Here is a 14402-nt window from a genome sequence, read left to right as displayed (position 1 = left end):
GAGATGGTCGACGGAGACCCCGTGCGGCGCGAGGGCATCGAGTTCAAGTGGCCCTTCCTCACCGGGCGGGCGGAGGTGCGAGGCGGGGGCACCGGTGAGCCGCTGAGCCCCGTGCGCCTGGGGCGGGCCGGCCCGCCGGAGGAGCCGGAGGCCTGGTGCGGCCTGTGAGGCCCGGCGGGCCCCCATGGGGGGCCGAGCCGGGAATGGCGGGCTCAGCGGGCGTTGAGGGTCCGTTCGATCGTGCGCATGATCTCGTCCAGGGGGGCGTCCGTGCGGGCCACCGTCACCAGCACGTCACCGGTGGTGCTCGCCGTCGCGGCGGGGGGCTTGGTGGGGGTCGTCGCTCCGGCGGCGCGCCCCGCCCCTATGCCCGTGCCGAACGTGTCCCGGACGATGGCGAAGGCGTGGTCCAGCTGCGCCTCCACGTCGCCCTGGCCGCCCGCCCGCAGCCAGCGGCGCAGCACATGGTTGTGCGCCGTGACGACCGCCGACGCGGCCACCTCGGCCAGCAGCGGGTCGTCATTGCCGTCGTGGTGGTCCCGCTCGTCGAAGTGGCCCAGCAGATAGCGGGTGAACAGCCGCTCGTAACGGGCCACCGAGGCGATCTCCCGCTCCCGGAGGGTGGGCACCTCGCGGGTGAGGCGGTAGCGCTCGACCGAGACCGCGGGGGATGCCGCGTACATCTTCATGACTTCCTTGATGCCACGGCAGACCGTGTCGAGCGGGTGCTCGTGCGCGGGGGCGGCGTTGAGGACCGCCTCCGCCCGCACCAGGGTGTCGTCGTGGTCGGGGAAGATCGCCTCTTCCTTGGAGCGGAAGTGGCGGAAGAAGGTGCGCCGGGCGACCCCGGCGGCGGCGGCGATCTCGTCGACCGTCGTCGCTTCGTACCCCTTCGTCGCGAAGAGCTCCATGGCCGCGGCCGCCAGCTCGCGGCGCATTTTGAGCCGCTGGGCGGCGGCGCGGTTGCCCGCGGCGCTCTCAGGGGCCTCGGGCGTGGCGGTGGCACGGGGTGACTTGGCGGGCTGGGACATGACCTGAACGTACTGCATCTGTGCAGGAGAGCGCGCCTGTGGGGCCGACCGGGAGGCCGGGCCGCCCGCACCGTCGAGCAGCCCGCCCCACTCCCCGTACGGCTCAGCGCCGGGCATATTCGCGGAAGCCACGCCCCGTCTTCCGGCCGAGACAGCCCGCCGCCACCAGGTGCTCCAGGAGCGGCGCCGGGGCCAGGCCTGGGTCGCGGAACTCGGCGTGCAGCACCTTCTCGATGGCCAGCGAGACGTCGAGCCCGACCACGTCGAGCAGCTCGAAGGGCCCCATCGGGTAGCCGCCGCCCAGCTTCATCGCGGCGTCGATGTCGTCGAGCGAGGCGTAGTGCTGCTCGACCATCTTGATCGCGTTGTTCAGGTACGGGAAGAGCAGCGCGTTCACGATGAAGCCGGCCCGGTCGCCGCAGTCCACCGGGTGCTTGCGGATCTTCGCCGTGACCTCGCGGACGGTGGCGTGGACGTCGTCACCGGTGAGCACCGTACGGACCACCTCGACCAGCTTCATCGCCGGTGCCGGGTTGAAGAAGTGCATCCCGATCACGTCCTGCGGGCGCGAGGTGGCGCGGGCGCAGGCGACGACGGGGAGGGAGGAAGTCGTGGTGGCCAGCACCGCGCCCGGCTTGCAGATCTTGTCCAGGGTCGCGAACAGCTGCTGCTTGATCTCCAGGTCCTCGGCGACCGCCTCGACCGCCAGGTCCACCTCGGCGAAGGAGTCCAGCGAACCGGCGGGGGTGACACGGGCCAGCGTCTCGTCCCGCGCCTCGGCGGTCATCCGCCCCTTGTCGACGGAGCGGGCCAGGGACTTGGCGATCCGGGCCTTGGCGGTCTCGGCCTTCTCCAGGGAGCGGGCGGCGAGCACCACGTCGTACCCGGCCTTGGCGAAGACCTCCGCGATACCGCTCGCCATGGTGCCGGAGCCGGCGACGCCGACGGAGCGGACCTCCCGGGCGCCACCCGTGGAGGCCGTCTCCAGCGGGGTCAGGGCGTCACGGACCACGACGCCGCTGCCCGGCGCCTCGTACGTGTAGAAGCCGCGTCCCGACTTGCGGCCGGTCAGGCCCGCCTCGCCGAGCTGCTTCAGGATCGGCGCGGGGGCGTGCAGCCGGTCACGGGACTCGGCGTACATGGCGTCCAGGACGGTACGGGCGGTGTCGATGCCGATCAGGTCGAGCAGGGCGAGCGGCCCCATCGGCAGGCCGCAGCCCAGCTTCATCGCGGCGTCGATGTCCTCGCGGGAGGCGTACTTGGCCTCGTACATCGCGGCGGCCTGGTTCAGGTAGCCGAAGAGCAGCCCGTCCGCGACGAAACCGGGCCGGTCGCCGACCGCGACGGGCTCCTTGCCGAGCTGGTGGGCGAGGTCGGTGACGGCGGCGACGGCCTGCGGGGCGGTCAGCACCGAGGAGACCACCTCGACCAGCTTCATCGCCGGAGCCGGGTTGAAGAAGTGCAGGCCGAGCACCCGCTCGGGGTGCGCGGAGTCGGCGGCGAGCCGGGTCACGGACAGGGCGTTCGTACCGGTGGCGATGATCGCCTCGGGGCGGACGACGGAGTCCAGTGCCCGGAAGACCTGCTGCTTGACCTCGTACGACTCGGGCACGACCTCGATGACGAGGTCGGCGTCGGCCGCCGCCTGAAGGTCGGAGAAGGCACGGAACCGGGCGAGGATGTCCCGTCGCTCCTCCTCGGTGATCCGCTCCCGCGCCACGGAGCGGGCGGTGGCGGCCTCCAGGGTGGCGATCGCGCGGGCGGCGGCGGCCTCGCTGATGTCGATGCCGATGACTTCGCGCCCGGCCCGGGCCAGGACCTCGGCGATACCGGTGCCCATGGTGCCGAGACCGACGACGGCGATGGTGGAGAGAGGGGTGTCCATCACGGGACTCCAGGGATGAGTGACGACTGATGAGGGGCGCGCGCGTGGGTACGGCCGGGAAGGGGGCGTACGCGGGTGCGTGCGGATCGCGCGCAGGGCGTGCTGTCGCGGTGAGGAGAGAACCGGCGGACTCTGTCCCGGAGTCACGTCGTACAAGGTGCCGAACCGACAAGGCACTCGCGGCGGCTGCGTCACCAGGCCGCCGTGAGGGGTGCGGGTGTAGCCCGCTCACCTGAGATTAACTGGCGAGTAACGAGCGCGCCAGTCCTGCGAAGTGCGGGAAAGGTGTGATGTGGATCGCGGTCGGGCCGGATACTGACATCCATGGACGCCATGGATGCGAGGGACGCGGCGGGGCTCGTGGACGGCGTGGGGCATGGGGGCGACGCGGTGCCTGTGGCCGGGAGCGGCGGCCCGCGGCCGACCGACGTCACGGAGCCGGCGGACACCGTGGACGAGGAGTTCAGGTCGCTCACGCATCGGCTGCGCGAGGAGGCCGGCGGGGCGCCCGCGTACGAACGGCTCCTCAGCGCCCCGGACCTGGACGAGCTCGCCGCCGTCCTCGTCCGGCCCGGGGAGCCGTTGTGGGCCCGGGAGATCGCGGCCTTCCGGCTCGGCCTCGCCGGCGACCGGCGCGCCTTCGAGGCGCTGGTGCTCCTCCTCAACCACCGGGACCCGGAGCGCTGTGTCTCCGCCGCGTACGCCCTGGCCCGGCTGGGCGATCCGCGCACCCCGAGGGCGGCGGCCGCGCTCGCGACCAACGAACTGCGCGTCGCCTACGCCCTGCTGCCGGTCCGGCTGCTCACGGAACTGCGCGCACCGGAGTCCGTACCGGCGCTGATCACCGTCCTGGAGCGCCGCCTGGCGGTCGGCGACCCGTACTGGCGGGTGGGCGTCGCCTGCGCGGAAGGGCTCGGAACCCTGGGCGACCCCCGGGCCCGTCCGGTCCTCGAAGCCGCCTGCGCCCGTCCCCGGCTCGCCGCAGCCGCCGCGACGGCCCTGAGGCGGCTGCCCCCGAGCGCCGAGCCGCACGGCTGACGGAGCACGTCCGGGGGCCGGTCCTCAGGGTGACAGGCGACGGATGTAGCGGAGCTCCGACACCGTGACCCCCGCCACATGCCAGGGCTCCTCCGCTCCGTCCGGCGCGAACCCGGCCTTCTCGTAGAAGCGCCGCGCGCGGGCATTGTCCTTCAGCACCCACAACCGCAGTGCCGGGTACCCGTCGGCCGCCGCTCGGGCCACCGTCTCGTCCATGAGCGCGCGCCCCACACCCGTCGACACCTGGTCCGGCCGCGCGTACAGCGCGTACAGCTCGCCTTCCCCGGTCGCGGCCTGCCCGTCCCGGTACGGCCCGTAGCAGGCCCAGCCCACCACCGAACCGGCGCGTTCCGCCACGAGGTTGACGTGACGGGCACCGTCCTGGGCGAAGTGCCTCCGGCGGGTCTCCGCGTCCGCCTCGGCGCTCATCGCCCGCAGGTACCAGGCCGGTATCAAACCCTCGTAGGCGAATCGCCAGCCGCGCACCCGGACCTCGGCGACGGCCTCGCAATCGTCCTCCACCATGTCCCGGATCCGGACGGGGGCGTCCGTCATGGCCGGGGGCCCTCGGGAAGGACCGCGAACGCCTCGATCTCCACGAGCAGTTCGGGCCGGACGAGCGCCGACACCTGCACCGCCGAGCTGGCCGGCGGACGCGCCGTGTCGATCACCTCGTCCCGGGCGGCCCGCACCGCCGGGAGATGGGCCACGTCCGTGACGAAGAACGTCAGCTTCACCACGTCGTCGAAACCGGCGCCCGCCGCGGCCAGGCACCGCCGCAGGTTGTCGAAGACCTGGCGCGCCTGGGCGCCCGCGTCACCCTCACCCACCACCCGGCCGTCCGCGTCGAAGGCGCACTGGCCGGATATCGCGATGAACCGGCCGCTGCCCCAGACGACATGGCTGTATCCGGAACCGGGGGCGACCCCGTCAGGGGCGTGCACATGGGTGAGGTGAGTGCTCATGTGCCTCATCCTGGCGCACGCCACTGACAATGGGCCGGTCAGCCCCCGTGGCCCAGCAGCCCGTGGAGCGCCGCGCCGCCGGTCCGCCCCGCGGGCCCCGCGGCTCCCGTCCTGGCCGGCTGCGGATCGGGCACCGCCGCGCAGACCGCGTCCACCGTGGCTCCCTGCCCGCCGGCCCGGGGGACCTCGCCCGTCTCCAGGTACCGCACCAGGTGCCGGTCCAGGCAGGCGTTGCCGCCCAGGGTGATCGCGTGGTTGCCGCCGCCCCGCTCGACGACCAGGCTGGAGCCGCGCAGCTTCCTGCGGACGGAGACGCCGCCCTCGTACGGAGTGGCCGCGTCCTCCGTCGCCTGGAACAGCAGCACCGGCGGCAGGGCTTCGTTCGTGAGCTCCGGCGCCGCCATGGACGCGACCGGCCAGAAGGCGCAGGGCGCGTTGTACCAGGCGTTGTTCCAGGTGGAGAAGGGTGCTTTGCCGTACACCTCCCAGTTGTCGCGGTGCCAGACACCCCAGTCCCTGGGCCAGCGGGCGTCGCGGCACTGCACGGCCGCGTAGACCGAGTAGCTGTTGTCGTCCGCCGCGTCGGACGCGGCCAGCGCCTTGTGGGCCGCGACGAGCGGGTCAGGGTCCCCGTCGTTCACGTAGGCCGAGAACGCCTCGGCGAGCGTGGGCCAGAAGCCGTTGAAGTACCCGCCCGGCAGGAAGGTGTCCTCCAGCTCGGCCGGGCCGACCTTGCGGCCCGCGGGGTTCTTCCGCAGCGCCTCCCGCATCGCGTACCAGCGCGCCTCGACCTTCGCCGGGTCGGTGCCCAGAGCGTAGGCGTTGTGGTGCTTGGCCACCCACGCCATGAACGCCTTGTGGCGGGCGTCGAAGGCCAGGTCCTGTGCGAGGTTGAGGCGGTACCAGACCCCGTGCGGGTCGACCACCGAGTCCAGGACCACCCGCCGCACGCGGTGCGGGAACAGCTTGGCGTAGACGGTGCCGAGGTACGTCCCGTACGAGTACCCGAAGTAGTTGATCTTCTTCGCGCCGAGCGCCTGCCGTACGACATCGAGGTCCCGGGCCACGCTCACCGTGCTCATGTGCCTCAGCAGAGCCCCGTACTTGTCTCCGCACGCCTTGGCGAACGACGCGGCCCTGGCCAGGTTGACCCGCTCGTCCCGCTGGTCGCGCGGCACCGAGTCCGGCCGTACGGGCGTGAAGTAGCCCGGCTTGCAGTCGAGCGCCGGCCTGCTCGCGCCCACGCCCCGCGGGTCGAAGCCGATGACGTCGTACTGCGCCGCCACCTTCTCCGGCAGGGACGCCGCCACGAACCCGGCCATCGAGCGCCCACTGGCCCCCGGACCGCCGGGATTGACGAGCAGGGGCCCCTGAAAGGTCTTCGCGGTGTGCGGGATGCGGGAGAGCGCGAGGGTGATCCGCTCGCCGCCCGGGTCGTCGTGGTCCAACGGCACCCGTACCGTCGCGCACTGGAGCCTCGGGTACTGCTTGGTGGCACACCCCTGCCACGCCAGAGGACTCGCCGGCTCCTTGGCGGCCGGCTCCGCGGCCGAAGGCACGGCGGTGACCGCACCCGCCATCAACGCCCCGGCGGCGATCAGCACTCCTGCGCGTTTCTGCATACGGGCCTCCCGAGCGAGCGGAACGACGGGTCGCGGCCATGGGCCGCGACAAGGGGTCGCGTGGGCACGCGGCCCTCGGCGGATCGTCCCCGCATTCGGCCCCGGACGGGCACGCCTCGGTCGGACTTGACCCGATCAGAGGAGGGTGAGCTGTGTGGGCCCCGGCTTGGAGGGCTGCCGCTCCGGGGTGACGGGCGGCGGTGTGACGCGCCGGGAAGCACCCCGCCGCGCGGGGCCTATGCCGCACTCGTCCGCCAGTTCGTGCACCTGACGGGTGATCCGGCGCTGGTACCACTTCGGGGCGTAGGCGCCTTCCGCGTACAGCCGCTCGTACCGCCGCACCAGGTGCGGATGGTGCCGGTTCAGCCACGTCATGAACCACTCGCGCGCCCCCGGCCGCAGATGCAGGACGAGCGGCGTGACCGACGTCGCCCCGGACGCGGCGATGGCGCGCACGGTGGCGCGCAGCTGGTCGGGGTGGTCACCGAGGAAGGGGATCACGGGGGCCATCAGCACCCCGCAGCCGATGCCGTGGTCGGTCAGTGTGCGTACGACGTCGAGGCGGCGCTCCAGGGCGGGGGTGCCGGGCTCGACGGTCCGCCACAGTTCGCCGTCGGTGAAGCCCACGGAGACGGAGATGCCGACGTCGGTGACCTCGGCGGCCTGGAGCAGCAGGTCCAGGTCGCGGAGGATCAGCGTCCCCTTGGTGAGGATGGAGAACGGGTTCGCGTGGTCGCGCAGCGCCGAGATGATGCCGGGCATCAGCTGGTAGCGGCCCTCGGCGCGCTGGTAGCAGTCGACGTTCGTGCCCATGGCGATGTGCGCGCCCTGCCAGCGTGGTGAGGCGAGCTGTTTGCGCAGCAGTTCCGGGGCGTTGATCTTCACCACGATCTGCGAGTCGAACCCGAGGCCGGTGTCGAGGTCGAGATAGCTGTGCGTCTTGCGCGCGAAGCAGTACACGCACGCGTGCGTGCAGCCCCGGTACGGGTTGACGGTCCACTCGAACGGCATACGCGAGGCGCCGGGCACCCGGTTCAGGATCGACCGGGCCCGCACCTCGTGGAACGTGATCCCCCGGAACTCGGGGGTGTCGAACGTACGCGTGGTCACGGCGTCCGTACCGAACAGCACGGTGTCCCCGGTGGTGGTCTCACTCAGGTTGTCCCATCGCATGGACGCCTCCTCGGTAGCACTGCCCACACAATAGAACACTTGTTCCCATGATCGCCTCGGGTCGGCCTCCCGGATTTGGGCGGCCACCGCGCAGGTGGTTGGCTTGTGCCTCCCCTTAGGAACGAGTGCTGGAGGACATGGCATGGCGCAGGTCGAGGCCACGACGGAGCGGGTCATCGCGGCGGACGCGGAGACGGTGTTCGACGCGCTGGCCGACTACAAGGAGACCCGGGGGAAGCTGCTGCCCGAGCACTTCAGCGAGTACGAGGTGCGCGAGGGTGGCGACGGTGAGGGCACCCTCGTCCACTGGAAGCTCCAGGCGACCAGCAAGCGCATCCGGGACTGCCTGCTGGAGGTCACCGAGCCCAGCGACGGCCGGCTCGTCGAGAAGGACCGCAACTCCTCCATGGTCACCACCTGGACCGTCACGCCGGCCGGTGAGGGCAGGTCGAAGGCCGTCGTCACCACTGTGTGGAACGGCGCGGGCGGTATCGGCGGGTTCTTCGAGAAGACCTTCGCCCCCAAGGGGCTCGGCCGCATCTACGACCAGGTGCTCGCCAACCTCGCCGCCGAGGTCGAGAAGTAACGCGTCATGGTCACCGGTTCGGGTGGTCTTCCCTTCGACTCCCCGGGGCGTGGGCACACCCGGGCGCGTGAAGGGCCGCGGGAAAGCGCCTGATGAGCGCAGCGACGCTCCGCGTGCCGGGCGCCCGCCCCCACCCGTGACCGCGTAATGCCCGCTTGCTCCCCCTCGGCGCGCAATGCGAAGAATGGCGCGCCGTGTCGGCGCGACTGAGGGGAGCAGGTTCGTGGGTGGGAGCAGGCCGGCGAACGAGGGCCACACACCAGTTGCCCGGGGGCAGTCCGGAGTACCTGCCCAGGGGCCGGGCACTCGCCCCGCCCCGGGCAGGCGCTCCGGGGCCGACTCCGGGCGCGTCGGTGGCGCCCTCTCCCGGCCGCCCATGTCCGTCGGCCTGCAAGGGCCCGCACCGGACGGCGCCCGACACCCCTCCCCTGGGCGAGGCTCCGAAACCGCCCCATGGGTGGTGGCCCCGGAGACGTCCCCTGGAGTGGCCCCTGCGGCGGCCGGGGTGGCGGTTTCTGGGGCGGTTTTTTCTGGGGCGGTGCCTCAAGCGGCGGTTTCTGGGGCGGCCGGGGCGGCGCTTCCGGGGCCGGACGCAGGCGCAGCGCGGGACGGGGGAACGGGGCGGGACGGTGTAGCGGGCCGGTGCATGGGGGCCGGGCCGGGCGGCGGTGCCGGGCCGGGTGGGCAGGTCGGGCGGGACGGACCGGGTGCCGGGCCGGACGGCGGCGCCGGGACGGGCGGCGGGGCACGTGCCGGGGATGCCACCCCGCTCGGTCCCGCTCGCGTACGCCTCGTCTTCCTCGGGCTCGTACTCGCCCTGCTGCTCGCCGTGCTGGAGCAGCTGATCGCACCCACCGCCCTTCCGGCGATCGGCGGCGACCTCCAGGGGCGGGGCCGGGCGCCCTGGGTGGTGACCGCCTACCTCCTCGCCGTCGCCGTCACCCTCCCCGTTCACGGCAAGCTCGGCGACCTCTACGGGCGCAAGGGCGTCTTCCAGTTCGCCCTCGTCGTCTTCCTGGCCGGCTCGGCACTGGCGGGCTGGTCGCGCAGCATGGACCAGCTCATCGCCTTCCGCGCCGTCCAGGGCGTCGGCGCAGCCGGCCTGCTGGCCGGCGCCCAGGCGATCACCGCGGACCTCGTCCCCGCCCGCCGGCGCGGCCGCTTCCTGGGCCTCGTCGGTGCCGTCCTGGGCCTCGCCACGCTCGCCGGTCCGCTGCTCGGCGGGCTCATCACCGAAAACCTCACCTGGCGCTGGTGTTTCTGGGTCACCGTCCCACCGGGACTGGTCGCGCTGCTCCTCGTCGGCGCGGCCCTCCCACCGCTCGCACCGCCGAAGTCCGCCGCCCGCAGGCGCCCGGACGTCCTCGGCGCGCTCCTGCTCGCGGCCGCCTCCACCTTCCTGGTGCTGCTCACCAGCTGGGGCGGTACGGAGTACGCCTGGAACTCCCGCGTCGTCCTGGGGCTCGCCTGCGGCGCGGCGGGGACCATCCTGCTGTTCGTCGTCGTGACGAACTACGCACCCGAACCGGTCGTCCCGCTCCGGCTTTTCCGCGACCCCACCTTCGTGGTCGGCGGCCTCGTCGGCGCCGCCGCCGGCGTCGCGCTCTTCGTCGTGGCCGACTGCCTGCCCGCCTTCTTCCGCCTGACCGGCGGTGCGGACGCCGCCGAAGCCGGACTGCTGATGCTGCCCATGGCGGCCGGTGTCGTCACCGGCTCCCTCCTCTCCGGACACCTCATCAGCCGGACCGGCCGCTACACGGTCCATCCGGTGCTGGGCGGTGCCGTGTCGGTGGTCGGCATGTGGCTGCTGTCCCGGCTGGAGCCCGACACGCCGCGCCTGACGCACAGCGTCTGGCAGGCCGTGCTCGGCATCGGTATCGGCCTCGTCCTGCCCGCCCTCGTCCTCGCCGTCCAGAACGCCGCACCACCCGCCGCCCTGGGCGCCGCCACCGGTGCCCACACCCACGTCCGGTGGATCGGCGGCTGCGTCGGCGCCGCCGCCCTGGGGGCCGCCTTCGCCCACCGCCTCGACCACGCCCTCGGCGGCCGGCTCCCCGCCGGTGCCGACCTGCCGGGCCCGTGGGCGGTCACCCCGCACGCGGTCAGGGCCATGCCGCCCGCCCTCCGCGACGCGTACATCGAGGCGTACGCCGAGACCATGCCGAGGACCCTCCTCCACCTGGTGCCGGTGCTCGGTCTCGGCCTGCTCATCGCCTTCTTCCTCAAGGAGAAACCGCTGGTGACCCACGACGCCCCCACCGCCGTGCCCCCGCCCCGCGCCGCTCCGGGCCCCCGCGCGGGAGTTCCGGTCTGCGGCACCGTCCAGCACCACGACGGGACATGTGTGCCGCGTGCCGCCCTCACCCTCATCGACGTGCAGGGACAGCAGGTCGGGCGCGGGGCGAGCGGTGACGACGGGCGCTACGCGCTCAGCGTTCCGGGCAGCGGTTCGTACGTGATGATCGCGGCGGCCGGCGGGCACCAGCCCCAGGCCGTGCCCGTCACGGTCGGTGAACGACCCGTCGAGATCGACGTCGTCCTCGGCGGCGCCGGCCGCCTGACAGGGACCGTCCAGACCGCGGACGGCACGCCCGTACGCGATGCCGCGGTCACCCTCACCGACGTACGCGGAGAGGTCGTCGCCGGCACCCGCACCGGGCGCGACGGGAGCTACGTCCTCACCGCGCTCGTCGCGGGGGAGTACACCCTGGCCGTGAGCGCCCCCGTCTTCCGGCCCGCAGCCCTGCCCGTGACCGTCCAGGCGGCCCGCGAGACCCGGCAGGACATCGAGCTCGCCGGTGGTGCGGTGCTGCGCGGGACGGTACGGGCGCCCGGCGGCAGGCCCGTGGAGGACGCGCGGGTGACCCTGCTCGATGCCGCCGGAAACGTCGTCGACACGCTCATCACGGGCCCCGACGGCACATTCCGCTTCGTGGACCTCTCGTCCGGCGAGTACACCGTGATCGCGGCCGGGTACCCGCCGTTGGCCACCGTGCTGCAGGTCGCCGGGGGCGGCCGCACCGAGCGCGATATCCGCCTGGGCCACGAGGATTGACGGTAAGTCAGTTCCGTTGATGCCCGGCGCACAACGGCGCACGGGCCGTACCGTGGGGACACGGCCGCGGGTCCGCGGCGCGCCGGGAAGGAGCCTCCCATCATGGACAGTGGCGTTCCGCAGCCGAGGCCCGCGCCGGGTCCGGCCGGCGCGATCGGCGCGGCGGGACGGATTCCGCTTGCTGTGGTCGTCGTCGACGGCGACGGCCTGGTGTCCCATTGGTCGACCGGCGCGCGCAGGCTGTTCGGCCATGCCAAGGAGGCCGCGCTCGGGCAGCCCGCCGCCGAACTGCTCCCCGTCTCCGGCGCGCTGGACCGGAGCTGTCCGTACGCGGCGGACGACGACGTGCTGGACCGGAACCGTCCGTACCCCGCGGACGACGACCCAGGGCCCGCCCTGGAGGCCTCCCTCGGCGGGCTCGCCTCCTACCCGGCGGCCGGCCGCGCCAGGCTCTCCGAACCGGGCGGGGAGCGCACCGACGTCCTGTGGTGGGCCTACCCCCTGGTCGGCCCCGGCCCCGAACGGCTGCTCGTCCTCGCGGCGGACACCGCGCAGTTCCGCGGCGACGCCGCCGGCCAGGAGCACTTCGAGCGCATCGCGCCCGGCTTCGCCCTGCACACCGACTTTCCCGGCTCCGACGAGCTGGCCCGCCGGCTCCCCGAGATCCTGCCGAACATGAGCGTCCGCCAGGCCACCCGGATCGTCTCCCAGGTTCTCGAACTGGGTTACCCCGTTCTCGAATTCAGCCACCACGACCGCGTGCCCGTCACACCGGACTGGGGTGTGCCCCGGCGCGCGGAACGCGCCGCACGCGTGCGTGCCGCCGGAGACGGCCCGGAGCGGAACCCGGCGCACGACGTGGAGCAGGACCTCGAGTACGCCGCCGTGCGCGAGCGGCTGGAGTTCCTCAACGAGGTCAGCGGCCGTATCGGCTCCTCCCTCGACCTCGCCCGTACGATCCAGGAGGTCAGCGCCGCGGTCGTGCCGCGCTTCACCGACGTCGCCGGAACCCATCTGCGCGAACAGGTCGTCGCGGGCGAGGGCTTCCCGGACGGCCCGCCGGACGCCACCACCCTGTGGCACCGGGTCGCCGTCGAGCACGTCGACGAACCGGGCCGCTGGGACGACGTCGTACCGGTCGGGGAGTCGATGCCGTTCCCCGTGCACACCCCGTTCTTCCAGTGCATGACGACCGGCGAGCCCGTCCTCGTACCGAGGATCAGCGAGGAGATGGGCACGGCCATCGCCTCGCAGTTCGAGAAGCGCGACATCCGGCCGCTGATCAACGGCCGCTCCATGCTGGTCCTGCCGCTGAAGGCCCGCGACGTGGTGCTGGGGTTCATGATCCTGCTGCGCCACCCCGGACGCGCCCTGTTCAACGACATGGACCGGGTGACCGGCGCGGAGCTGGCCGCGCGCGCCGGGCTCGTCCTCGACAACGCCCGCATGTACACGTACCAGGAGAGCGTCGCCGAGCTGCTCCAGGACGCGATGCTGCCCCAGGTCCCCGCGCGCCTGGCCGGATGCGACACCGCCACCCGCTATCTGCCGGGCACCCTGCTGGGGCGGGTGGGTGGCGACTGGTTCGACTCCATCAAGCTCCCCGGCTCCCGCACCGCCCTCGTCGTCGGCGACGTCATGGGACACGGCCTGAACTCGGCCGCCATGATGGGCCAGTTGCGGACCGCCGTACAGACCATGGCGGGACTCGGCCTCCCGCCCGCCCAGCTGTTGCGCAACCTCGACGACCTGGCGCAGCGGCTCGGCGAGCACTACCTGGCGACCTGCCTGTACGCCGTGTACGACCCCGTCGCCGGTGAGCTGCTGATGGCGAACGCAGGCCATGTTCCGCCGGTGATCGTCCGCGCCGAGGACGGGCGCAGCGACCTGATCGACCTGCCGACGGGCGCCCCGATCGGCGTGGGAGGAGTGCCGTTCGAGACCGTACGGGTACCGGTCGCGCCCGGTGACCGGCTCGTGATGTGCACCGACGGGCTGGTTGAGGTACGCGGCGAGGACATCGGCGTGGGCCTCGCCACGCTCTGCGAGTCGGCCGCCCACCCCGCGGCCTCCATGGACGACGCCTGCGACGCGATCATCCGGGCGCTGGGCGCCCGTGGCGGCCGCAGGGACGACGTCGCCCTGCTGATGGCCCGGCTGGGCGGGATCGCCCCCGAGGACGTCGCGCGATGGGAGCTGGCCCCGGAGCCGCGCGAGGTGGCACGGGCGCGCCGGCTGGTGGGGGAGCGGCTGGCCGAATGGGGGCTGGAAGAGGCGGTGGAGACCGCACGGCTGGTCGTCGGCGAACTGGTCACCAACGCCGTACTCCACGCCGAGGGGGCGCGCCGGATCGCGGTGCGGCTGGTCCGCACGGAGGCCCTGCTGTGCGAGGTCACGGACGACGGGCACACCCTGCCGGCCCTGCTCAGTGCCGGAACCGCCGACGAGTACGGGCGGGGGCTGCGGGTGGTGAGCGCCCTGGCCGCCGAGTGGGGCGCGAGCAGGACGGGGGACGGGACGTCGGTGTGGTGCGAGCTGGCGCTGCCGAGGAAGAGGAGCGGGGCGTGAGTACGACCCGCCGCTACAGGGACGCCTGGGAGGGCTTCTGGAAGGAGGCGCCCCGGTTGGACCGGCTGCTGGCCGGCCGGGGCGCGTGACGCCATCGCGGCGGGTGCCTCTGTGGCGGCCGCCCGGCGGCGCTGCCCGGGCGCCTCGGCGCGGGCGCCGTCCGCCCAGCGCGGCGGCCCGACCTTCGGTGGGCGGTCGCCCCGCCGGCCCGTCGGCGTCCCGCCCCTTGCGGCCGGCCCGGCGACCGCGACGCAGGCGCCCCCCGCCGGTGAGCCCGCAGCGGTGCCAGTGCCCCACCCGCCGGTGCCAGTGCGCCGCCCTGCCAGCGCCCCGCCCGCCGGTGCCAGTGCCCCGCCCCGTCGGCGTCCCATGGGCCCCTTCGGGGGCGCCCGGCCCGCTGCGGCCCTCCCGGCGCGCGCCCTGGCGACCCGGGGCGGCCGGACCGCCCTGGCCCGTCGACCTCGGCGAGCCGGGGCGTC

General features: G+C 73.6%; 10 protein-coding genes. 4 read left to right on the top strand and 6 right to left on the bottom strand.

The genetic code is table 11. The annotated features are described in order from the left end of the window. Positions 1–212 precede the first annotated feature (212 nt). Positions 213–1031 carry a TetR family transcriptional regulator gene (locus ABT360_RS28025; protein ID WP_351822251.1) on the bottom strand — a complete coding sequence of 273 codons (819 nt, stop codon included), beginning with the start codon at positions 1029–1031 and terminating at the stop codon, positions 213–215. Between the two features lie 103 nt (positions 1032–1134). After that, positions 1135–2916 (bottom strand): 3-hydroxyacyl-CoA dehydrogenase family protein, encoded by a 1782-nt coding sequence (locus tag ABT360_RS28020; RefSeq protein ID WP_351822248.1) that lies wholly within the window; start codon positions 2914–2916, stop codon positions 1135–1137. A 450-nt stretch (positions 2917–3366) separates the two neighbouring features. Here ABT360_RS28020 and ABT360_RS28015 point away from each other — a divergent pair, with 450 nt between their 5' ends. Beyond that, a complete protein-coding gene (locus ABT360_RS28015) occupies positions 3367–3954 on the top strand; it encodes an adenylosuccinate lyase (protein ID WP_351822257.1) in 588 nt (195 codons plus the stop codon). A 24-nt stretch (positions 3955–3978) separates the two neighbouring features. On the opposite strand, the gene ABT360_RS28010 is transcribed toward ABT360_RS28015, so the two are convergent. From ABT360_RS28010 to ABT360_RS27995, 4 genes are all read right to left on the bottom strand, one after another. Further along, a complete protein-coding gene (locus ABT360_RS28010; RefSeq protein WP_351822245.1) occupies positions 3979–4509 on the bottom strand; it encodes a GNAT family N-acetyltransferase in 531 nt (176 codons plus the stop codon). Further along, positions 4506–4919 carry a RidA family protein gene (locus tag ABT360_RS28005; RefSeq protein WP_351822242.1) on the bottom strand — a complete coding sequence of 138 codons (414 nt, stop codon included), beginning with the start codon at positions 4917–4919 and terminating at the stop codon, positions 4506–4508. Before ABT360_RS28005 ends, ABT360_RS28010 begins: the two co-directional genes overlap by 4 nt. 38 nt (positions 4920–4957) lie before the next feature. Further along, positions 4958–6541: an alpha/beta hydrolase gene (locus tag ABT360_RS28000; protein ID WP_351822239.1), complete on the bottom strand. Its 1584-nt coding sequence runs from the start codon at positions 6539–6541 to the stop codon at positions 4958–4960. 135 nt (positions 6542–6676) lie between these two features. Then, positions 6677–7714 (bottom strand): Rv2578c family radical SAM protein, encoded by a 1038-nt coding sequence (locus ABT360_RS27995; RefSeq protein WP_351822236.1) that lies wholly within the window; start codon positions 7712–7714, stop codon positions 6677–6679. Positions 7715–7856: 142 nt separating this feature from the next. On the opposite strand from ABT360_RS27995, the gene ABT360_RS27990 reads away from it, so the two are divergent. The 3 genes from ABT360_RS27990 to ABT360_RS27980 all read left to right on the top strand — a co-directional run bounded on the left by ABT360_RS27990 (position 7857) and on the right by ABT360_RS27980 (position 13923). Next, positions 7857–8300: an SRPBCC family protein gene (locus ABT360_RS27990; RefSeq protein WP_351822233.1), complete on the top strand. Its 444-nt coding sequence runs from the start codon at positions 7857–7859 to the stop codon at positions 8298–8300. 646 nt (positions 8301–8946) lie between these two features. Then, a complete protein-coding gene (locus ABT360_RS27985) occupies positions 8947–11355 on the top strand; it encodes an MFS transporter (RefSeq protein ID WP_351822231.1) in 2409 nt (802 codons plus the stop codon). Between the two features lie 102 nt (positions 11356–11457). After that, a complete protein-coding gene (locus ABT360_RS27980; protein WP_351822228.1) occupies positions 11458–13923 on the top strand; it encodes an ATP-binding SpoIIE family protein phosphatase in 2466 nt (821 codons plus the stop codon). Positions 13924–14402 lie beyond the last annotated feature (479 nt).

The sequence above is a fragment of the Streptomyces sp. NPDC000229 genome, from assembly GCF_040300825.1.
Taxonomy (GTDB): domain Bacteria; phylum Actinomycetota; class Actinomycetes; order Streptomycetales; family Streptomycetaceae; genus Streptomyces.
This window is presented reverse-complemented; position numbering and strand designations above follow the sequence as displayed.